The following is a 21,048-nucleotide window of genomic DNA, read 5'->3' as shown; positions in this document are numbered from 1 at the left end:
TAAGTGCCGACGCGTTCGCGCTCGACCGCCTTTTTCGTGCAGCCGTTCTGCAACTTGAAAGAGGGACAGCATCCATGCGCGTTTTCACCGTCCTCGGCCCCAGCCAATCGGGCAAAACATCTCTGGTCGAGGCCATTAGCCGCCTCGATGGCCGGCCAACCACATTCGACGTATCCGGAACCGTGCATTTGCACGGTTTTTCTTACTTGGACGAGCCGTGGTGCGCCATCGACGTGGATGGCGGCAGCGACACGCTGGCCTATGTCGGCCCGGCCATGGCGATCTCGGACGCGGCTGTCGTGGTCGTACCACCTGACCCGGACGCCGCCGTGCTGTGCGCCCCATACCTGAGGCTGGTCGAAGAAGCCGGTATTCCCTGTTTTCTGTTCATTAACCGCATGGACAGCCCCAATGGCCGCATCCGCGACATCATCGCCGCGTTGCAGACCTACTGCACCAATCACATCGCGTTGCGACAAGTCCCGATCCGCGATGGTGAAACGATCATCGGAGCCGTCGATCTTATCTCGGAACGAGCCTGGAAGTATCAGGAAGGGCAGCCCTCGGCCCTGATCGAACTGCCGCAATCCGTCGAAGACCGCGAGCAGGAAGCACGAACCGAATTGCTCGAGACGTTGTCGGATTTCGATGACCATCTGCTTGAGCAACTGATCGAGGACAAGCAACCACCCAGTGGAGAAATCTACGATCTGGCCGCGCAAGTCCTGCAGAATCATCAGTTGATCCCGGCCTGCCTTGGATCGGCAAGCCACGGAAACGGGCTGACCCGGCTGATGAAAGCCCTGCGCCACGAGGCTCCGGAATTCGATATCGCGGCAGGGCGGGACGAAGCGGCCGAAAACGCGCGCGCCATTGCCGGTTTCGCCGATGTCAAAAAGCACATTGGCAAGATCATTGTCCTGCGCGGGCTTGGCGAGGGCGTCAAAGCACATGAGCAATTGGGCGGGGAAACGGTTGGCAATCTGACGATGCTGGATGCCAAAACCCAAATCTCGGAACTGGAGGCCGGGCAAATCGGACTGGCGGTGAAATCGGATCACCTGAACCCCGGAAACCTCTATGACAGTGCCGAGGCGACCCCGTTACCGGAATGGGCATCATCCCATCCTGCAGCGCATCGCCAGGTTGTTTTCCCTGCGCATGAACGCGACGATGTGCGCCTGTCCAACGCGCTAACCCGACTGGTCGAAATCGACCCCGGTCTGCACATGGAACAGGATGAACTGAGCGGTCACGCAATTCTGGGGTCACAAGGACCGCAGCATATGCGCCGCGTCAGCGCCAAGCTGGACGAGGATTTCGGGATTGAGATCGCGACAGAACAGGTCGAGACCGCCTATCGCGAGACCATCCGCGCGCCCGTCGAGCATCGCCATCGCCACCGCAAACAGTCGGGCGGCGCGGGTCAGTTTGCCGACGTCGTGATCTCGATCGCGCCGACGCCCCGCGGGTCCGGGTTCGAGTTCGAGGAAGTCGTCAAAGGCGGTGCCGTGCCCCGGAATTACATCCCTTCGGTCGAACACGGGGCCAAGGATGCGCTTGCGCAAGGCCCCGAAGGATTCCCGGTCGTGGACGTCAAAGTTACCCTGAGCGATGGCAAGCACCACAATGTCGACAGTTCCGACTATGCGTTCCGCACGGCGGGCAAGAACGCGGTGCGTGAGGCACTGCCACAGGCGAAACCCGTGGTTCTGCAGCCGATTTTGAATGCTGAGATCCATCTGCCCTCGGATTTCGTCGGCGATCTGGTCCCCACGATCAGCTCGTTGCAGGGTCAGGTGTTGGGCTTTGAAGGCAACCCGAACGCCTCGGGCTGGGAGATTTTCAACGCCCAGCTTCCCGCCGTTGCCGAGGACGAACTGCACCGCACCCTTGCCAGCGCCACACGCGGCACCGGTTGGGTCAAGCTAAGCTTCGACCATTATGAAGAGCTGCGCGGGCCGGTGCCAAAATCCGCCTCACGCGAAGCCGCCAACGCATGAAGCGAACCTGACGCCTTAGGAGGTGAGAGATCGAAGGAACTAAATCCTTCGATTTCTTGCATCACTTTGTTTGTCAAAGCTTGGACCTGAACCACTCCAAAGGATGTTCTCCGAACAATACAACGAAGACTACGACAACAGGGCAATCTGGGCCGGGAATGAGGCCAGAACGCTTTATTAAAGAAACTTAGAAGGCAAGAGACACCGACAAACCAGGCTTTCCGGAGATAGTCTCTGCCGTTGTTTTCCCGTTATCCCGCCGCAGCGATCAGTTCGCGGGTGTAATCCGTTTGCGCGTTTTCGAACAGATCTTCGGCCGCGCCCATTTCGATCACGTCTCCGTTCCGCATAACGATCACGTTGTGTGACATCGCGCGAACGACTTTCAGGTCATGACTTATGAACAGGTAGGCCAGCCCGTATTTCTGTTGGAGATCACGCAAAAGATCGACGATCTGGACCTGCACCGTCATGTCCAAGGCACTGGTGGGTTCGTCCAGAACCAGCAGCTTGGGCCGCAAGACCATCGCACGGGCGATGGCGATACGCTGACGCTGACCGCCTGAGAACTCGTGCGGATAACGGTCCATCATGGCGGGGTCCAAGCCCACTTCGGTCATTACCTCAGCCACCAGATCCCGCGGCGAGCGATGCGGGTCGACTTTGTGGATCGCCAGCCCCTCGGCGATGATCTGCTGGCAGGTCATGCGCGGGCTCAGGCTGCCGAACGGGTCCTGAAACACGATCTGCATATCCTTGCGCAGCCGCCGCAGCTGTCGTGTCGACCAGCGGCGCACGTCCTGATCGCGGAAGGTGATGCTGCCTTCGGATGCAATCAGCCGCATGATCGCCAAAGCCAGCGTTGTCTTGCCCGAACCGCTTTCGCCCACAATGCCCAGCGTTTCACCAGCGCGCACGCTTAGCGTGGCGTCGTTTACCGCTTTCACATAGCCAACGGTACGCTTCAGAAATCCGCGCTGAATCGGGAACCAGACTTTCAGATGATCTGTGCGCGCCACCTCTTCGGCATCCGGCGCCACAGGATCGGGGTGGCCCGAGGGCTCAGCCGCCAGCAGCTTGCGCGTATACGGGTGCTGAGGGTTGTCGAAAATCTCACCCGTTGCGCCGGTTTCGACAATCTCGCCATCCTTCATAACGCAAACCCGGTCGGCAATGCGGCGCACGATCCCTAGATCGTGCGTGATGAACAGCATGCCCATATTCTCGGATTTCTGAAGCTCGGCCAGCAATTCGAGGATTTGCGCCTGAATGGTCACATCCAAGGCCGTCGTTGGCTCATCCGCGATCAGAATATCGGGCTTGTTGGCAAGCGCCAAAGCAATCATCACACGCTGACGCTGGCCGCCCGACAATTGGTGCGGATAGCTGTCCAGGCGCTCCTCGGGGTCGCGGATGCCAACTTTGGTCAGCAGTTCGACGATTCGATTGCGCGCGGCATCGCCGGACAGTCCCTGGTGCAAGGCCAGCGACTCAGCCATCTGCTTTTGAATTGTGTGCAGCGGATTGAGCGAGGTCATCGGCTCCTGAAAGATAAAGCTGATGTCGTTGCCCCGCACATCCATCAGGTGCTTTTCGGACGCGCCGATCATCTCCTGCCCGTCATATGTCACCGAGCCTTCGACGATCGCGCTATCACCCAGCAACGAAACGGTAGACAGGGCCGTCACGGACTTCCCTGACCCGGATTCGCCCACCAGAGCGACCGTTTCGCCCCGGTCCACAGTAAAGGACACACCTTTTACCGCCGCACTGATCTGCCCGTCCTGCCGGAACGAGACCTTGAGGTTGTTCACATTCAGCAGGCTCATGAAAAGGTCTTTCTGGGATCAAACGCATCGCGCACGCCTTCGAAGATGAAAACCAGCAGCGACAGCATGATTGCAAAGGTGAAGAAAGCGGTGAAAGCTAGCCACGGCGCCTGCAAGTTCTGTTTGGCCTGCAGTGTCAGTTCTCCCAAAGACGGGGCCGAAGATGGCAGGCCGAAGCCCAGAAAATCGAGCGAGGCCAGACCGCCGATGGTGCCCGTTACGATGAAGGGCATGAAGGTCAATGTCGCCACCATCGCGTTGGGCAACATGTGGCGGAACATAATCGTCATGTTCCCGACGCCCAGCGCCCGGGCCGCGCGTACGTATTCCAGGTTTCGAGCCCGCAGAAACTCGGCGCGTACGACGCCCACAAGTCCGGTCCAGCCAAATAGGATCATCAACGCGACCAGAAGCCAGAAACTTCGACCCAGAATTGCGAACATGATGATGATCACATAGAGTGAGGGCGTAGCTGACCAAATCTCGATGATGCGCTGGAAGATGAGATCAAGCCACCCGCCGAAAAACCCCTGAACAGCCCCGGCAAAGATACCGATCAGACTGGCCACGCCTGTGACAACAAGAGTGAACAAGATCGACAGACGGAACCCGTAGATCACACGAGCCAGCACATCGCGTTTGGTGTCGTCCGTGCCCAACAGGTTCTGGCCATTGGGTGGCAGTGGCGCGGCACCAGGGCGATCCACGCTGGTGTTATAGGAATAAGGGATCAGCGGCCAGATGGTCCAACCGCGTTCAAACCCGTCCGCCTCAAAGGTACCGGCTTTGATTTCGTCGACTATCCCCTCGGGGTCGTCGAAACACGACTCCAGCCCACCGCTGTCGATCAAACATTGCACCTCGGGGTCGCGATAGATCGCCTCGGTCTGGAAATCACCACCAAACTCGGTTTCGGGATAGAAGTTGAAGATCGGCGTGTAGAACTCGCCGCGGTACTTCACCAAGATCGGTTTGTCATTTGCGATAAACTCGGCAAACAACGACAGTCCGAACAAAATGGAGAAGATGATCAGCGACCAGAACGCCCGGCCATTGCGTCGGAAATTGCGCCAGCGGCGCTGGTTGAGGGGGGACAATGCCATTTACCCCTCCCGCTTTTCGAAATCGATACGCGGATCGACCAGCACATACATCAGATCGCTGATGATGCCGACAACCAGCCCCATCAGGCCAAAGATGAACAGCGTGCCGAAGATCACAGGATAGTCGCGGGCCACCGCAGCCTCGAACCCCAAACGGCCAAGACCATCAAGCGAGAAGATCGTTTCGATAATGATCGAACCACCGAAGAAGACGCCGATAAAAACCGCAGGGAAGCCCGCGATCACGATAAGCATGGCATTGCGGAACACGTGACCGTACAGAACTTTGCTTTCGCTCAGACCCTTGGCGCGGGCGGTCATGACGTATTGCTTTTTGATCTCATCCAGGAATGAGTTCTTGGTCAGCAGCGTCAGCGTCGCAAAGGCCGAGATCGTCAGCGCGATAATCGGCAAGGCGATGTGCCAGAAATAGTCGACGATCTTGCCAATCAGGCTCAGGCTCTCCCAATTGTCCGAGGTCAGCCCCCGCAGCGGGAATATCTGCCAGTAAGAGCCACCGGCGAACAGCACCAGAAGAAGGATCGCGAACAGGAAGCCCGGAATGGCGTAGGCCACGATAATCGTACCACTGGTCCATGTATCAAAGGTCGACCCGTCCTTGATCGCTTTCCGAATACCCAAGGGAATCGATACCAGATACGCAATCAATGTCGACCACAGGCCCAGCGAGATCGAAACGGGCATCTTCTCCAACACCAGATCAATAACACTGATCGAGCGGAAATAGCTCTCGCCAAAATCCAGCGTCAGGTAGTTGCCCATCATCGTCAGGAAACGCTCGACCGGCGGTTTGTCGAACCCGAACTCTTTCTCAAGTTCCTCAATGAACTCCTTCGGCAAACCTCGGGCGCCGATATATTCGCTGTCCGAACCAAAGGTCTCTTCGGCCGGCGCACCTTCGCCCCCGGCAAAACCTGCGAACACGTCACCTTCGCCCTGCATCTGAGCCAGTATCTGCTCGATCGGGCCACCCGGCACAAATTGCACCAGGGTGAAGTTCACAATCATGATTCCAAGTAGCGTCGGTATGACCAGCAAAAGCCGGCGAAGAATATACGCGCCCAAATCGGTTACCTCACCGCGCCAGCAGCTTTCAGTTTCTGGTACTTCTCTTCGTTAAACCACCAGAAGTCAAACTGCCCGACGGCCAGTGGCGGCAACACTTCGGGATGTTCGAACATGTCGTAATAAGCGACCCAGGTATCCGAGACATATCCGGTTGGCACCTGAATACGAAGATACCGGAGGACGCGGTCTAGAGATTTCAGCGCAGCGATCTCTTCCTCGCGGGATTTCGTGTCCAGCGACGCATCGATGATGGCGTCTACAAGCGGTTCCTGCAGGGATTGAGGGTTATAGGACGAAACAACTGCGGTTTCAGACCCGTAAGCTTGTTTGAGCCCAGTGCCAGCTTCCAGAAACGGCTGGTTTCGGAAAAAGATCATATCGAAATCTTTATCGTAATACCGCTGAATCCACTGTGCGCTGTCGATTTTTTCGACCGTCACCGCAACGCCAAAGCTTTCCAGGTTGGCGGCGTACGTCGTCACAATGGCCTCGGCCGTGTCCGACGAAGAGGCGTTGAGCATGATGGTGATCTTCAGCGGATTGCCGTCCGCATCCTGCAGTTTACCGCCGCTTGACACCGTCCAACCAGCCTCTTCGAACAGCTTCAGGGCCGTTCGCTTGTTGCGACGGTCCACGGTACGATCCGCATTCGAGGTATGGGCACGCACCGCTTCCTGCGTGAAAAGCTCTTCGGGAACGATATCGCCCAAGGACCGCAGGAACGCCGTTTCCATCTCGTCAGGCAGGCCATCAGCGGCCACATCAGCGTTTTCGGAGAAGGAATGGCGCGGTTCCGTCAGCCCGAACTGAAGGGATTCGGACGTCCATTCAAAATTGAACGCCAGCCCAAGTGCCTCGCGGACCTTGATGTTGTCAAACGGTGCACGTTGCATGTTGAAGATGAAACCTGACGGAGAAGGAGGCGTCTCAACGGGAATGCTTTCACGCTTTACATAACCGTTCTGCACCGCCGGGAAATCATACCCTGTGGCCCATTTCTTGGTGCTGCCTTCAGCGCGGAAGGTGTAGATGCCCGCTTTGAACGCTTCGAACTCGGCAGCATCGTCGGCAAAATACTCGACCCGAACGGTTTCAAAGTTATGCCGGCCAACATTGATCGGCAGGTGCCAACCCCAATAGTCGGGGTTTCGCCGATAAATGATATAGCGGTTTATCTCATAGTCATCGAGCACATAGGGCCCGCTTCCCATCGGTGTCACAAGGCTTTGCTTGTCCAACCGTTCGCCGGTTTTTTCGTACCAGGCTTTCGAGAATACGGGCGTACCGCCGACCTGCGAGATTAACGATCGGCGCGAGATACCGTCAACAAAGTTAAACTTGATCGTGTGGTCATCGATGATCTCGTACCCTTCGATGCGCTGCTTTACCGCCCGCGCATAGCTGCGGATGCCCTGCTCGAGGAACAGGTCATGCGTAAACGCCGCATCATGCGCAGTAAGCGGAGTACCATCAGCGAAACGAGCTTCGGGCCGCATGTAGAAGATGCACCATTCCTTGGTGCTGGGATATTCGACGGCTTCCGCCAACAGGCCATAGGATTCGGTGATCGAGTCCGCAGGCGAGGCCGATCCAAACGGGCTGTCGCCAAACATGCTTTCCGCGATCAAGCCAGAGTAGAGACCCGCTTTGCCCTGCCAGTTAAAGCGGTTCATGCCATCGAAGGTTCCGCGTGCGGAAACAGAGATCTCACCACCGACAGGCGCGTCGGGGTTTACGTAGTCGAAATGTTTGAAGTCTGGCGGGTACTTGAGATCGCCGAAGAAGGAATACCCGTGCGCCTTGATAAGCTCGCTATCGGCGGCGCCAGCGGCCATTGCTCCGCTCAACCCGGGCGTTATGGCGGCTACGGCGCTTCCACCCATCAATTGCAGCGCTGTTCTCCGCTTCATCATCGTCAACGTCGATTTCGTGCGATTTTGTGTCATGCCCGCCTCTTCTACAGCCCTTGCAACGTCTTAATGCGCCTAAACCTAGCTAAAGGTCCAGCACTGACAGATTCAAGTTTAGAATGCGTGAGCGCTTTGTGAAGATTTACTTAGAAAAAAAGCCGCTGCACGAGGCAGCGGCTTTGAAACCTGTCGAAACTGAGCGAAGCGTCAGTTGATGGTCTGCAGATAGGCAATCAGGTCTGCCCGTTCCTGCGGCTTTTTCAGACCGGCAAAGCTCATGGAAGTGCCCGAGATATAAGCACTGGGGCGCGTCAGGAAGGCATCCAGCGCTTCGGGTGTCCAGTTGCCGCCATGCGCCTGCATTGCTGGCGAATAGCCGGTGAAGCCTTTGGCCGACGCGACCGGACGGTCGACGATTGCATACAGGTAAGGGCCGGTGCCGTTTGCACCATCTTCCAGCTTGTGACATGCCGTACACTTACGGAAGACCTTGGCACCTTTGTCCGGATCTGCGGCAGCCAACATGTCTTCGAACACCACCTCTTCACCATCGGCGCTTTCGCCGGAGCTTTCGGTTTCGATGATGTACGAGGCCGTCTCGCCATGCCCATCCGCATGGTAAAGAACCTGAGCGCCCCATTTGGCCAGAAGCAGCACCAGGAAGGTGCCAAACAGGCCTGCTGCGGCCTTGGTAACTGTCATCGTGTCGAACATTGATCGCGAGTCCATTTCAGCTGTCTGCGGGGTGTCTAAGGCTTCCCCTGACAAGAGGCAAGGTATAGACACCGCGACTAAACGCCCAATTTTGGAACTTGTTGCACGGAATCGACCATATGACCAAACGTATTGCATTTCAGGGAGAACCCGGAGCCTATAGCCACGAGGCCTGCCGCGATGCGCGCCCCGATATGGAGGCCCTGCCCTGCCGAACATTCGAAGATGTGATCGAATCGGTTCGTTCGGGCGATGCCGATCTGGCGATGCTGCCGGTCGAGAACACGACCTATGGGCGGGTAGCCGATATTCACCGCCTTCTGCCTCACAGTGGGCTGCATATTATCGACGAAGCTTTTGTGCGTGTTCACATCAACCTTCTCGCGGTGCCAGGAGCCAAGCTTGAGGACATTACCGAGGCGCACTCGCACCTGGTGCTTCTGCCTCAGTGCGCGGAGTTTCTGAAAGAACACAACATTCGAGGCCGCGTCAGCCCCGACAACGCCCGTGCGGCGCGCGAGGTTTCGGAACAGGGCGAGATCCACTCAGCCGCCTTGGCCAGCGAACTGGCTGGTGAAATCTATGGGCTGAACGTTCTGGCCCGTCACATCGAAGACCGCGACAACAACACGACGCGTTTTCTTGTGATGTCGCGGCAGGCAGACATGACGCGGCGCGGCGATCACGGCATGATCACCAGCTTTGTATTTCAAGTCCGCAACATCCCGGCGGCGCTGTACAAGGCAATGGGCGGGTTTGCCACAAACGGGATCAACATGACCAAGCTGGAAAGCTACATGGTTGATGGGTCCTTCACCGCGACGCAGTTTTATGCCGATATCGTGGGCCATCCGGACGATCGGAATGTACAACTGGCCATGGACGAGTTGGAACACTTCACCACGAATGTCGAGATTCTGGGCGTCTACCCGGCCGCTCAGCCGCGCGGCTGAGGCATTCACGGTTTAAGTGACGGAAAATCGCTTGCACCGGGCGCCGTCGTGCTGCCGGTAATCCACGAAACCCATCGACGAATAATAGGCCAACCCTTCGGCGTTTGCGGCTCCGATGGTTGCGTCGATGGCTGACAAACCCCTGTCACGCGCGGCGAAAAGTGTCGCGCGAAAAAGGGCGCGGCCAACGCCGCATCGGGCCGCCGATGGGCGGATATGTGTTCCAATGATGCCCCATCCGACCGGAGCGCCATAAGGGTTGTTTTCAACCGCCATTTTCAGCGACTGAAATCCTAACACCCGATTTCCCTGAACGGCGACCGAACACCTGATCCGATCCGGATCAGCTATGTAATGTTTACGAGCAAATTCCACGTCAGATCGCTTACTGCGCTTTCCGGCAGCGGCGATTTCCTTCAGCACTTCTGAAATCCCTTCGGCATCGGCCAATTCGGCTTCACGGATTATTAAGTTGTCCATTTCGCACCCGCCAACACCTTGGACGTTTCCATTCAACCACCGTGAATATGGCGTTGTTCCATTTCCCGCGCGAATTCGCTCAGGCGCGTTTGAAACTGCCGTCTGAACCGCGATTGTCCAAGCCTCAGAGACTGTAGCAGCAACCGCGCCGGCAGGGATTTGGCCGACAACGACATGTCCACGCTCAGGCGCGTTCGACGCTGCGACAGGGCCAGGAACTCAACCGTCGTCACCCCGTTCATCCCCTTGCTGGCGGCTTCGAACCGCATATGCGAGGGCGGGTCGCAATCGGCCATCTGGACCGAGACCTGACGCGGCTTGCCACGCAACTTGAACTCGGTCTCCCAAGTGGTGCCGGGCACAACACCCATATGACCAGACATGCGCCGCACCTCGATTCCGCGACGCATCGCCATGCGCTCGAACCGTTCAAAATCGGCAACCATTTCGAATACTGCGTTAATCGGAGCTTCGATATCTTCGCGCGCTGTAAACTGCATTGTGGTTCGCGGGTCTCTTGCGTTTCAGCCTAGTATTTTGTCAGTCCAGCGTATCTGCAAGCCAGTTTTGCAGAAGAAAGTGCGCAATCGCGCCTTTGCGGGCCGGTAACAGTTTCGGGTGTTCCCCGGCAAACGCCTGCATCATCTCGGATTTGCTGACCCACATCGCATCTTCGATTTCGACCGGGTCGATGGTGATCTCACGTAACAAAGCCTCGCCCGCGCATCCAAACATCAGCGAAGCGGGGAAGGGCCAGGGTTGGCTGGACAGGTAACTGACCGCGCCGACTGGCACACCCGCCTCTTCCATGACTTCCCGGCGGACCGCAGCCTCAAGCGTTTCACCCGGTTCGACGAAGCCTGCCAGTAACGAATACATCCCTTCCGGCCAGCCCGGGGACCGCCCCATCAGAACCGAATCTCCATGCGTAATCAACATGATGACAACGGGGTCGGTTCGGGGAAAATGCTGGCCGCCGCAAGACGGGCAACTGCGTTGCCACCCCGCTTGCGTCAGATCACTGGCCGCGCCACAGCGCGCGCAGAATCTGTGGGTTTCGTGCCAGCCGATCACCGCTTTGGCCGAGGCCGCCAGTTCGGCATCTCTGGTCGAAAGCCGTGTCATGATCCGGCGCAACTCGGCAAATACATAGCCCTGAGGTAAGTCGGGGTGCTGTTGCTCGGACCGGTCGACAAAAGCACCCACACCCGACAGATCCAACCCATCGGCGGACCAGTTTGAAATATCGGCCGCAAAAACAGGTGTTTCGTCGGACATCCCAAGGAAAACCGGCTGCTCGACCGAGCCGCCCGGCCCGCTTTCAACCAGCTTATGCGTCATTGGAATCAGCCCCAACTGATCCAGCGCGTCCCCCTGGACCAGAACCTTGCCACGCCACAGCATCAAACACTTTGCCTGCGGATGTACCTTGGCCCGGTTGATTCCTTCGGCATCGCCGCGAATATGCGCCGCACGATCCAGCCCTGAACCACCAAACGTCACACATTCCGCATTTTTCATAACAGATCCTTAGGCTTGTCCGCACAGGGCTGCCATGACGGCCTGACAGTTGCAACGGCTTTCCGCGCGCGCGATCTCAAGTTGCCATCGAATGAACACAGCTACGCCTTGAAATTTGCAGTGAATAATCTTTTTGTGGAAAATGACTAAGACAAAACTGCCAGAAGAAGAATTTTGAAACTTTCCCCTTCTCTGCCATCGCAGACTGTGCGGGTCCGAATACTGGCCACATCGGATCTGCACATGAATTTGAGCAGTTTTGACTACTACTCCGACACTCCCGAACCTTCGATCGGTCTGACCCGAACCGCGAGCCTGATCCGGGCGGCGCGTGATCAGGCGCACGACGCCCTGGTGCTGCTTTTTGACAACGGGGATTCGCTGCAGGGAACACCGGCCGGAGATCTGGCTGCAGAACAAGTCACTGAGCGCCATGTCCTGATGCAGGCCTTTGGGGCGCTTGGCTATGATGCGATCGGGTTGGGCAATCATGACTTCGGATTCGGGCTGAACGTACTGGACCGCATCCTGTCGCAAGCGCCTTGCCCCGTGATTTGCAGCAATGTTCATCGAGTGGGTGAACCTTCCGTGTGGCGGGACCACGTGGTTCTGAAACGCTCGATAGAAATAGACGGACGACACGTCGAGCTGAAAATCGGTGTCTTCTCGGTTTTGCCGCCGCAAACGCGGAAATGGGAATCCCACCGGCTGGCAGACAAGGTGCAGATCGACGACATCCTGACATGCGCGCGGATCAAAGTGTCGGAACTTCGGTTCCAAGGATGCGATTTGATTGTGGCACTAGCCCATACCGGGCTGGGCTCCTCTGACCCAGAGCCCGATCTGGAGAACGCCGTTATTCCCCTCGCGGCCATTGATGGGATCGATGCAATCGTCGCCGGGCACACGCATTTGACGCTGCCTGGCGCATCACATGCAGGGTTCGAACATGTTGAGGCCGCCAGCGGTCTTGTACACGGGGTGCCGGTCATCATGCCCGGATCGGCCGGCTCGCATCTGGGGCTTATCGATCTGACCCTGACCACGACAACGGACAGGAAGTGGTCGGTTGAAACACAGCAGGCCGAATTGCGGCCGGTATCTGGTGCAGGCCCGGTGCCTGAGGATCCGGAGGTGGTGTCTCTGTTTTCAGATTTACACACCGCGACGCGCCAAAGGGCCGATGAACCCGTTGGGCGCACGGATCGACACCTGCACAGCTTTTTTAGCTTTTGCGCCAAGGATCGCGGGCTTGCGATGGTTGCAGCAGCACAGGCCGCTGTGCTGCGTAATCATGTGAAGGGGACGAGCTGGGAGGACACGCCGATGCTGTCCGCCGCAGCGCCGTCGAAGTTCGGAGGCCGCGCAGGGCCGCGTTTCTATACGGACGTCCCCGCAGGTGTGGTTCGCATGCGCCACGTGACCGACCTGAGTATCTTTCCCAACGAGCTTAGGGCGGTCGTTGTTTCCGGTGAACAAATCAGAGACTGGCTAGAAATGTCAGCCGGTGTTTTCAACCAGATGACGCCGGGCAGGCAGGCCAAACTGGTTAACCCGGATCGTGCAGGGCACAATTTCGATGTTTTGTTCGGTCTGAACTACGTGATCGACCTGAGTGTGCCACCGCGCTTTGACGCCAACGGTCATCTGATCAATCCGAAAACCCGGCGCGTGTCAGACATCCACTGCGATGGTCAAGAAGTAGCGACAGACCAGCGTTTTGTCGTCGCGCTGAACAACTATCGGGCAAACGGAGGTGGGCATTTTCCGCCTATCCAAGAGGCCGAAGCAATCACACTACCGCCTTTGTCCATTCAGGAGGTCCTGCAGAACTACCTGAGTGGAGACTTACCTCAGGAATCACTGGACCAATGCCCCTGCCCGTTCAGTTTCGCGCCCGTGCCCGGTGCCTCAGCGCTTATGAATACCAATCCAAAGGCACAGGACCATATCGCGGAAATCGCTCAGTTCAGCCCAAAGCTCGTGGGTGTGGACCAAGGGGGTTTTTTGCAAATTCAACTCTCACTCTGACGGGTTGTCATTTGCGCGGGGCTTCCCTATATCACCCCTTGAGAGGTTGGCGCGGGCGAGCGCCTCGCCAACCTGGTCAGGTCCGGAAGGAAGCAGCCACAACGAGCCCCGCTTGGGTCGATGTCCAACCTCTCACTTACTCAGACCATCAGCCGTAGGAGGGCTTTTATGATTGTAGCAAAAACCCTTCGGGCAGAGCGGTTCTGAACCTTACCCCTACCTCTGCCTGAACACGTCACCGATGGATGCGCGCCTGCCATCCAGCCGGATTGCTGTACCTGAACACAGGCAGAACAATGACCATTACACTATCGGACCTTGGATGGTCCTCTCACTTTGCCGCGCAACATGCGGCCTATTCGTCTTGCACCCCCTTTCGCGTCACTGCTGTTCACCGCGATCGTCTGATCGGCGTGAATGCCGATGGCGAAACCCCACTGCTGACCCCCGGTCGACCAACCGGAGAGTTTGCGGTTGGAGACTGGGTGCTCACCGACCCTGAAAACCGCGTACAACATGTGCTGGAACGCCGAAGCCTCCTGAAACGACGCGCCGCCGGCACCGGTGCCGATGCGCAATTGATCGCCGCCAATGTCGACGTGCTGTTCATCGTCAGTTCCTGCAATGCTGATTTTAATCTGGCCCGGATGGAACGATATCTGGCTTTGGCTCATCAGGCCGGATGTTATCCGGTTGTTGTTTTGACCAAGGCAGATACCTGCGCCGATCCAAGTGACTTCGCCAAACCCGCAGAATCGCTGGCCCCGTTCTTGACTGTTCTGACCGTCAACGCGCTGGATGCCACCGAAATCGATCAGGTCCTGTCCTGGTGCCCCGCTGGACAGACCGCTGCACTCGTCGGATCATCCGGTGTCGGCAAGACGACGCTGGCGAACGCTATGACGGGTTCGACTGAGGCCACCGCCGGCATTCGCGAGGACGACGCGCGGGGCCGCCATACAACCACGTCCCGCGCGCTACATCCGATGCGAAACGGGGGATGGCTTGTGGACACGCCCGGAATGCGCGCTTTGCGCCTGCTGGATGCGCAGGATGGTGTGGATGAGGTGTTCTCGGACATTCTGGAACTTGCCGAGTCTTGCCGGTTTTCTGATTGTCAGCATCACGCCGAACCTGGTTGCGCCGTTCAGGCCGCAATCGCAGATGGCACGCTTGATGGAGAGCGCCTGGAGCGCTGGCGGAAATTGCGCCGCGAGGATCAGAGAAACTCGGAAACCGTGGCGCAATCACGCGCACGCGACAAAGCCTTTGGCAAAATGGTGCGCTCTGTGATGCACGAGAAGAAGTCGCGTAAAAGACTATAACTGCTGCTGTTTCAGGCAATCAATCGAGGCCAGACGGCCGCATTTCGGCGCGCAAACGCGCCGATGTGGCCAACCTCGGTCAAGCCGAACTCCTTCGGCGACAGCTGATGTCTGCGCGCCATAGGTCCGTATAGATCGGCAAGTCGCCAAACCGCGTTTGGAGGTACCACTTGATCATCGTCCATTGTAAATAGATCAACGGGTGTTTCCGACGCGGCCCATCTGGCGTCTGGCAGGCTTTGACCAATGTCCGGCACATAGTTCAGCGGATCGGTGCACCATTTACGCCATTGCCAGTAAACGCTTGCAGGCAAGTCTGAACCAAAACCCAGCGCCTTGCCCGGCAAGTATCCCAATGTCTTGACCAGCAATGGCGGATGACCATACCAGAACATCGTCGCCAGCGCGCGGTACGGCCACGGGTGATCAGATAACGTGACCAACCCGGAACAGACGCAGATCATTCGGTCGATCTGTTCGATATCCGGCTGTAGCGGCCCCAGCATTCCACCAACCGAATGGCCAATGCTCCACTGCTGCGCAGCCGGGAATCTGCGCCGCATTTCGGCCCGGGCCGCAGGCATGTCGATAAGGGCCCAATCGGCCATCGTAGCTTTCGAATCGCGCAGCCGCGCGGTCAGCGAATGACCGAAGTCACGATAGTCATAGGTCAAGCAGGCCATGCCCTGTTCCGCCGCCAGCCACTGCGCAAAATGTTGATAATAGTCGCGCGGCACCCCCGTGGCGCCGTGGATCACAACCGCCACGTCCGGCGTAGCAGCAGGCCTGTATAACCGCGCCGACAAGCTGGCCGAACCAGCTTCAACCTTGAAATCTTCGGTCAATACGGTCGGAGTGTTGTCCAACATAGCGCCCTCGCAAGCATCTGAACTGTTTGGTTCACCTGTTGCAATCGGCGCTTTTCGCAAATCAAAGTCAATAGATTTCCAAAGTGACCACGCGTCCGTTTCGAGCGGCAGCAAGAGCCTGCTTGACTCAAGCCACCGACAACCGCTAGCGATGACGTGATGGTTCTCGTCCTCATATTGGGGCGGGATGAAAAGGGAACACGGTGCGGTCCAGCCCGGCATTGCCGGAACGGACCAAGGCCGCGACTGCCCCCGCAACTGTAAGCGGTGAGCAATGCCGAAACACCACTGGCCGAAAGGCTGGGAAGGTCGGCAAAGCAACGACCCGCAAGTCAGGAGACCTGCCATCGAACGAAAAACCGAAACTCGGGCGGGGTGTCCGGGCAGGTCTTCAGTTTGCTGAGACACCTGTTCCACGTCCCCCGTCCATCGCGCGGAGGGCGCATTATGATCTGGAATACAACGACACACGAATTTTCTGCCACCCTGTGCCAAAGGACAGGCAAAACCTGCCCCGCACTGGCCCGAATGGCCCGCGCTATTGCCGAAGCGATGGCGACCGCAGGCCCGGTAACCTCCAGCGAATTCGAGATGGATGGCTCGAGCGAACTGACCCATTGCGGCGAGGGCTGCACGGCACGGTTTCGGGCCAGCCCAACCCGGATCAGGGTCTATTGTGGGGCAAACACGAATGACTCGGCCGACAAGCTGGATGACTACGCCGATATGATGTTTGGCTCTGATTTCGCCTCACTGCCCACCGGATTCTTGACCACTTTACCCTGCGCCATGCTTCAGGCATCGGCCCTTGCGCCGCGCCCCTCGCATCAGATCGTTCAGCAAGCCACGGCCTGATCTAGGCTCACCGATCTCACTGGACCGGCTTCATGGCCCAGGCCATCTGTTGGTCCGTTTCCACCGCACAAGGTCGGGCAGAGCGCAACCGGCTGAGTGCGTGATTCGGGACTTCGCCGCTTTCGACCATAAGTCTGAGGGCAACCATACCCGACCGCCCGCAGCCGCCCCGGCAGTGCACCAGAACACGTCCGCCATCCGACAAAACCTGTCGGGCAGATGCGCTGGCCTTGGGCCAAAGGGCTGCGATTTCCGGTGGCGGCGCTCCGAAATCTTCAACCGGCAGGTGCAGCCAGACCGCAGACCCGGATTGAATGTCCTGCCCAAAGGCACCTGCCCCGGCTTGCTGCATTTCGACCTTGGTCGTCATGGAAATCACCAGATTGGGGCTCCAATCGTGTATCGCGCTCAGATCGTCTGCATACCCACCGCCACTGCCAGGCAAAGGGGACAGCGCCAAAGTTCCCGAACCAACCCGCAGCGCGTGGATTGCAAAAACCGCCAAGACTTACGTTCCTTCTGCCAACGGCCACCCGACCCTAAAGGGGTTTATCGCGCCTACCGATACAGTCCAAACCGAAATTCCTCGCAGCCTCCTGTGGACGCGGGCGGCGCGGGTCTCTACGCTGCATTCTTGACACGAATCCGACAGAGCAGACATGACCGAAACGCCCAGCCCCGCCTATCAGGTTCTTGCGCGCAAGTACCGCCCCGAAACCTTTGCCGATCTGGTTGGACAGGACGCAATGGTGCGCACGCTGAAAAACGCGTTCGAGGCGGATCGGATTGCGCAAGCCTTCATCATGACCGGTATTCGCGGCACGGGTAAGACCACTACGGCCCGGATAATTGCCAAAGGCATGAATTGCATCGGCCCCGATGGCGACGGCAAACCAACGACCGAACCTTGCGGCCAGTGCGAGCATTGCGTGGCCATCATGGAAGGTCGCCATGTCGACGTCATGGAGATGGACGCCGCCAGCCGGACTGGCGTGAATGATATCCGCGAAATAATCGACAGCGTTCGATATCGCGCGGCGAGCGCACGCTACAAGATCTACATCATCGATGAGGTCCATATGCTCTCGACCAGTGCGTTTAACGCGCTGCTCAAGACGCTTGAGGAACCGCCCGAGCATGTGAAGTTCATTTTCGCGACGACCGAAATCCGAAAAGTCCCTGTGACGGTTCTGTCGCGCTGTCAACGGTTTGACCTGCGCCGGATCGAGCCTGAGGACATGATCGGTCTTTTGATCAAGATCGCTGCCGCCGAAGGCGCCCAGATCGCAGAGGACGCGCTGGCGCTGATCACCCGTGCGGCCGAAGGCTCGGCGCGCGACGCGACCTCGCTGCTGGATCAGGCGATCTCGCATGGGGCTGGAGAAACGAGCGCCGATCAGGTCCGCGCAATGCTTGGGCTTGCCGACCGCGGCCGGGTGCTGGACCTGATGGACATGATCCTGCGCGGCGATGCGGCAGCGGCATTGACAGAGTTGAGCGGTCAATATGCCGAAGGTGCCGATCCACTGGCTGTGCTGCGCGATCTGGCAGAAATCACCCATTGGGTATCCGTCGTCAAAATCACGCCCGATGCAGCCGAAGACCCGACCGTGTCGCCCGACGAACGGGCACGAGGGCAGCAAATGGCCGAGGCTCTGCCGATGCGCGTGTTGACGCGGATGTGGCAGATGCTGCTGAAAGCGCTCGAAGAGGTCTCTGCCGCGCCAAACGCGATGATGGCCGCAGAGATGGCCATCATTCGTTTGACCCACGTGGCTGATCTGCCCAGCCCCGAAGAGTTGATCAAACGGCTGCAGGATGCACCACCGCCCCCACCGAATGGAGGTCCAGGTGGCGGAGTGTCCGAGCCGTCTCATGCACCAGTCCAAGCCACGCCTTCATCCTATGTTTCCGCGCAACGCGGGCCTGCGGGTGCGCCAACGGCAGCTCTGGCGCAAGATATCCAAACGGCTCTGGCGCGCTATCCCACATTCGAACACGTGGTCGAACTGATCCGCACAAACCGGGACGTGAAACTACTGGTCGAAGTCGAAAACGGCGTGCGTCTTGTATCCTATCAACCTGGACGGATTGAATTCACCCCTACGGATAAGGCTCCTACGGACCTTGCGCAGAGAATGGGTTCGGCGCTGCAACGCTGGACTGGCAACCGGTGGGCCGTGTCGATCGTATCGGATGGTGACGCTGCGACAATCGCGGAAGTTAGGGATGCAGGCGAACTGGCACTAAAAGAAGAGGCGAAGCAGCATCCCTTGGTACAAGCCGTTTTGGCTCATTTTCCAAAGGCGCGGATCAAACGGATCGAAACCCCGGAACAACGCGCGGCAAAGGTTGAAACCGAAGCCCTGCCCGAGGTCGAAGACGAATGGGATCCGTTCGAAGAAGACTGAATCGCACCCGTTCCGCAACCCGAAATCCTCCAGCGACCGCCACGGGCGCTCAGCTTGCGCCGATCACCCTAGGCAGCCTTGGGCCCGGCAGCGCGGGCAGAGTGCGCGCTGCCGGGCCCAACGGGAGGAAAGGTCTTGCCAAAGACCTTGACGATCGGCGGGAGAACCTCTCCCCTTGTACCATGCCGACAGCCCTCGTATTTAGGCGACAAACCGATTTGCAGGAGAAAAGCAATGCTCAAAGGACTCGGCGGTCTGGGCGATATGGCCAAGATGATGAAATCCGCGCAAGATTTGCAGACCAAGATGACCGACATGCAGGAAGAACTGAACAACATCATGGTTGTCGGCGAATCCGGTGCAGGTCTGGTCAAAGCCACCGCCACGGCAAAAGGCGAGCTGAAAGGTCTGGATATCGACCCGTCGATCTTTAACGGCGACGACAAAGAAGTGGTCGAAGATCTGATTCTGGCCGCCATCAAGGACGCGCAGACCAAAGCGACCGAACGCTCGCAGGAAGAAATGGCAAAGCTGACCGAAAGCATGGGTTTGCCGAAAGACATCAAGCTGCCGTTCTGATAGAAACTCCTGACGACCCAAAGGCCGGGCGCTCAAGCCCGGCCCTTTTGCAGGAGCACGCGCAGTGAGTTCGAACAGCGACATCGACAATCTGATCGACCTGATGGCCAAGTTGCCGGGCCTCGGCCCCCGCTCGGCCCGCCGCGCCGTACTGCACCTGATCCGCAAACGCGCCCTGCTGCTGACACCCCTGTCGGACGCAATGCAGCAGGTTGCCGTCACCGCCCGCGAATGCCTGAACTGCGGCAACGTCGGCACCACCGATATCTGCGACATCTGCGACAGCGAGGCCCGCGCGACCGGAGAGCTGTGCGTGGTCGAGGACGTCGCCGACCTCTGGGCGATGGAGCGGGCCGGTGTTTTCAAAGGCCGCTATCACGTTCTGGGTGGGACTTTGTCGGCGCTGGACGGAGTCGGACCGGACGAACTGCGCATCCCTCGCCTGAAAGATCGTGTGACAGCCGAGGGGATCACCGAGATCATCCTCGCCCTGAACGCCACCGTCGATGGCCAAACCACCGCCCACTACATCGCCGACCAACTGGAGGGGCAGGTCCGCCTTACCTCACTGGCCCAGGGTGTGCCGATCGGCGGAGAGCTGGATTATCTGGATGACGGGACGATTACGGCAGCGTTGAGGGCAAGAAAAGAGCTCTGAGCATTGCAATACGACAACAACGGGAACGCTTCCGCCTCTTCCGGTTGCACACCAGTCTCTCTTCTATTTGTTAGGTGTAAGCGCCCGACGAATAGGTCAATTCATAAGAATGACTGTAAATCTCGAAGACGATGCCAAAAGGGTCTTCAACGTAGACCATACGATAGGGTTTCTCTCCGGGATAATAGTATCGGATCGGCATCCGTTGTTTGCCGCCCGCTGCCACGATTTTTTCTACCAGACCTTCGACATCCGGGTCCTGGACGCAAAAATGGAACGTACCATTCTGCCGAAAGTCGATATTGTTTTCCGGTACATAATTCCCGTGAAACTCGAAAAGTTCGAACCCGATGCGATCAGCCGTCGCGAGATGCGCAATACGTAGTTTTTTCCATTCCGGACCAAACACATCAGTGCACATGACACCGATATCCGTATCATCCTCTACCACGTCCGTTGGCGGCATGATTACGTAAAAGCCGAGGATTTCGGAATAGAACTTTACAGCCTCGTCAACGTTTGGGACGGACAATCCGATGTGAGAGAATGTTCTTGGATGTTGCGGCATGGCTCGCTCCTTAATTTATGGAGCGAAAACTATTGTGCCACAGCCGAGTTTCAAGCGCCTGCCCGGCGAGGCATAGCCGGGTTCCGCCATGCATATAGGTCCCCTTTCGCGACCGCATCAGCCGAGAATGGTCTTTGCCTCCTGCACGCG

The 21,048-nt window shown here is 58.1% G+C and carries 19 protein-coding genes, 1 other RNA gene and 1 riboswitch; of the genes, 9 read left to right on the top strand and 11 right to left on the bottom strand.

Annotation, left to right across the window (positions count from 1 at the left end; genetic code table 11):
• Positions 1 to 74: 74 nt before the first annotated feature.
• Positions 75 to 2,003, top strand: a complete 1,929-nt coding sequence (locus tag ACR0J0_RS16405) for an elongation factor G (protein ID WP_480665223.1) — start codon at positions 75 to 77, stop codon at positions 2,001 to 2,003.
• A 251-nt stretch (positions 2,004 to 2,254) separates the two neighbouring features.
• On the opposite strand, the gene ACR0J0_RS16400 is transcribed toward ACR0J0_RS16405, so the two are convergent.
• From ACR0J0_RS16400 to ACR0J0_RS16380, 5 genes are all read right to left on the bottom strand, one after another.
• The gene (locus tag ACR0J0_RS16400; protein WP_480665222.1) at positions 2,255 to 3,832 is read right to left on the bottom strand and encodes an ABC transporter ATP-binding protein; all 1,578 of its coding nucleotides are present in this window, start codon (positions 3,830 to 3,832) and stop codon (positions 2,255 to 2,257) included.
• A complete protein-coding gene (locus ACR0J0_RS16395) occupies positions 3,829 to 4,935 on the bottom strand; it encodes an ABC transporter permease (RefSeq protein ID WP_480665221.1) in 1,107 nt (368 codons plus the stop codon). The genes ACR0J0_RS16400 and ACR0J0_RS16395 overlap by 4 nt, the downstream gene beginning before the upstream one ends.
• Complete coding sequence (locus tag ACR0J0_RS16390; protein WP_480665220.1) at positions 4,936 to 6,021, bottom strand: microcin C ABC transporter permease YejB; 1,086 nt, start codon at positions 6,019 to 6,021, stop codon at positions 4,936 to 4,938. It abuts the gene before it with no gap.
• A gap of 5 nt (positions 6,022 to 6,026) precedes the next feature.
• The gene (locus tag ACR0J0_RS16385) at positions 6,027 to 7,970 is read right to left on the bottom strand and encodes an extracellular solute-binding protein (protein ID WP_480665219.1); all 1,944 of its coding nucleotides are present in this window, start codon (positions 7,968 to 7,970) and stop codon (positions 6,027 to 6,029) included.
• A gap of 171 nt (positions 7,971 to 8,141) precedes the next feature.
• Positions 8,142 to 8,648 (bottom strand): c-type cytochrome, encoded by a 507-nt coding sequence (locus ACR0J0_RS16380; RefSeq protein ID WP_480665253.1) that lies wholly within the window; start codon positions 8,646 to 8,648, stop codon positions 8,142 to 8,144.
• Between the two features lie 119 nt (positions 8,649 to 8,767).
• Between ACR0J0_RS16380 and ACR0J0_RS16375 the strand changes: the two genes are divergently transcribed.
• Positions 8,768 to 9,601: a prephenate dehydratase gene (locus ACR0J0_RS16375; protein ID WP_480665218.1), complete on the top strand. Its 834-nt coding sequence runs from the start codon at positions 8,768 to 8,770 to the stop codon at positions 9,599 to 9,601.
• Between the two features lie 12 nt (positions 9,602 to 9,613).
• Here the strand turns inward: ACR0J0_RS16375 and ACR0J0_RS16370 are convergent, their stop codons facing one another.
• The 3 genes from ACR0J0_RS16370 to nudC are packed head-to-tail and all read right to left on the bottom strand — an operon-like array spanning position 9,614 to position 11,602.
• Positions 9,614 to 10,081, bottom strand: a complete 468-nt coding sequence (locus ACR0J0_RS16370) for an N-acetyltransferase family protein (RefSeq protein WP_480665217.1) — start codon at positions 10,079 to 10,081, stop codon at positions 9,614 to 9,616.
• 32 nt (positions 10,082 to 10,113) lie between these two features.
• Positions 10,114 to 10,581 carry an SRPBCC family protein gene (locus ACR0J0_RS16365; RefSeq protein WP_480665216.1) on the bottom strand — a complete coding sequence of 156 codons (468 nt, stop codon included), beginning with the start codon at positions 10,579 to 10,581 and terminating at the stop codon, positions 10,114 to 10,116.
• 40 nt (positions 10,582 to 10,621) lie between these two features.
• A complete protein-coding gene (gene nudC / locus ACR0J0_RS16360; protein ID WP_480665215.1) occupies positions 10,622 to 11,602 on the bottom strand; it encodes an NAD(+) diphosphatase in 981 nt (326 codons plus the stop codon).
• 207 nt (positions 11,603 to 11,809) lie between these two features.
• Between nudC and ACR0J0_RS16355 the strand changes: the two genes are divergently transcribed.
• From ACR0J0_RS16355 to rsgA, 3 genes are all read left to right on the top strand, one after another.
• Positions 11,810 to 13,633, top strand: a complete 1,824-nt coding sequence (locus ACR0J0_RS16355) for a bifunctional 2',3'-cyclic-nucleotide 2'-phosphodiesterase/3'-nucleotidase (RefSeq protein ID WP_480665252.1) — start codon at positions 11,810 to 11,812, stop codon at positions 13,631 to 13,633.
• A 39-nt stretch (positions 13,634 to 13,672) separates the two neighbouring features.
• Positions 13,673 to 13,771, top strand: an RNA gene (gene ffs / locus ACR0J0_RS16350) — signal recognition particle sRNA small type.
• Positions 13,772 to 13,929: 158 nt separating this feature from the next.
• Positions 13,930 to 14,958 carry a ribosome small subunit-dependent GTPase A gene (gene rsgA, locus ACR0J0_RS16345; protein WP_480665214.1) on the top strand — a complete coding sequence of 343 codons (1,029 nt, stop codon included), beginning with the start codon at positions 13,930 to 13,932 and terminating at the stop codon, positions 14,956 to 14,958.
• A gap of 11 nt (positions 14,959 to 14,969) precedes the next feature.
• On the opposite strand, the gene ACR0J0_RS16340 is transcribed toward rsgA, so the two are convergent.
• A complete protein-coding gene (locus ACR0J0_RS16340) occupies positions 14,970 to 15,827 on the bottom strand; it encodes an alpha/beta hydrolase family protein (protein ID WP_480665213.1) in 858 nt (285 codons plus the stop codon).
• 143 nt (positions 15,828 to 15,970) lie between these two features.
• Positions 15,971 to 16,190, top strand: a riboswitch (cobalamin riboswitch).
• An 84-nt stretch (positions 16,191 to 16,274) separates the two neighbouring features.
• Here ACR0J0_RS16340 and ACR0J0_RS16335 point away from each other — a divergent pair.
• A complete protein-coding gene (locus ACR0J0_RS16335; protein WP_480665212.1) occupies positions 16,275 to 16,682 on the top strand; it encodes a hypothetical protein in 408 nt (135 codons plus the stop codon).
• Positions 16,683 to 16,698: 16 nt separating this feature from the next.
• Here the strand turns inward: ACR0J0_RS16335 and ACR0J0_RS16330 are convergent, their stop codons facing one another.
• The gene (locus tag ACR0J0_RS16330) at positions 16,699 to 17,187 is read right to left on the bottom strand and encodes a protein-tyrosine phosphatase family protein (RefSeq protein ID WP_480665211.1); all 489 of its coding nucleotides are present in this window, start codon (positions 17,185 to 17,187) and stop codon (positions 16,699 to 16,701) included.
• Between the two features lie 154 nt (positions 17,188 to 17,341).
• On the opposite strand from ACR0J0_RS16330, the gene ACR0J0_RS16325 reads away from it, so the two are divergent.
• The 3 genes from ACR0J0_RS16325 to recR all read left to right on the top strand — a co-directional run bounded on the left by ACR0J0_RS16325 (position 17,342) and on the right by recR (position 20,330).
• Positions 17,342 to 19,093, top strand: coding sequence for a DNA polymerase III subunit gamma/tau (locus ACR0J0_RS16325; protein WP_480665210.1), 1,752 nt, complete (start codon positions 17,342 to 17,344; stop codon positions 19,091 to 19,093).
• 234 nt (positions 19,094 to 19,327) lie between these two features.
• Positions 19,328 to 19,672, top strand: coding sequence for a YbaB/EbfC family nucleoid-associated protein (locus ACR0J0_RS16320; RefSeq protein WP_480665209.1), 345 nt, complete (start codon positions 19,328 to 19,330; stop codon positions 19,670 to 19,672).
• A gap of 64 nt (positions 19,673 to 19,736) precedes the next feature.
• Positions 19,737 to 20,330, top strand: a complete 594-nt coding sequence (gene recR / locus ACR0J0_RS16315; RefSeq protein WP_480595491.1) for a recombination mediator RecR — start codon at positions 19,737 to 19,739, stop codon at positions 20,328 to 20,330.
• A 70-nt stretch (positions 20,331 to 20,400) separates the two neighbouring features.
• Here the strand turns inward: recR and ACR0J0_RS16310 are convergent, their stop codons facing one another.
• Positions 20,401 to 20,898 carry a lactoylglutathione lyase family protein gene (locus tag ACR0J0_RS16310; RefSeq protein WP_480665208.1) on the bottom strand — a complete coding sequence of 166 codons (498 nt, stop codon included), beginning with the start codon at positions 20,896 to 20,898 and terminating at the stop codon, positions 20,401 to 20,403.
• Positions 20,899 to 21,048: the final 150 nt, after the last annotated feature.

The sequence above is a fragment of the Ruegeria sp. BF12 genome (assembly GCF_056538705.1).
Note: the sequence above shows the minus strand (reverse complement) of the source record. Positions and strands in the feature narration are given on the sequence as shown.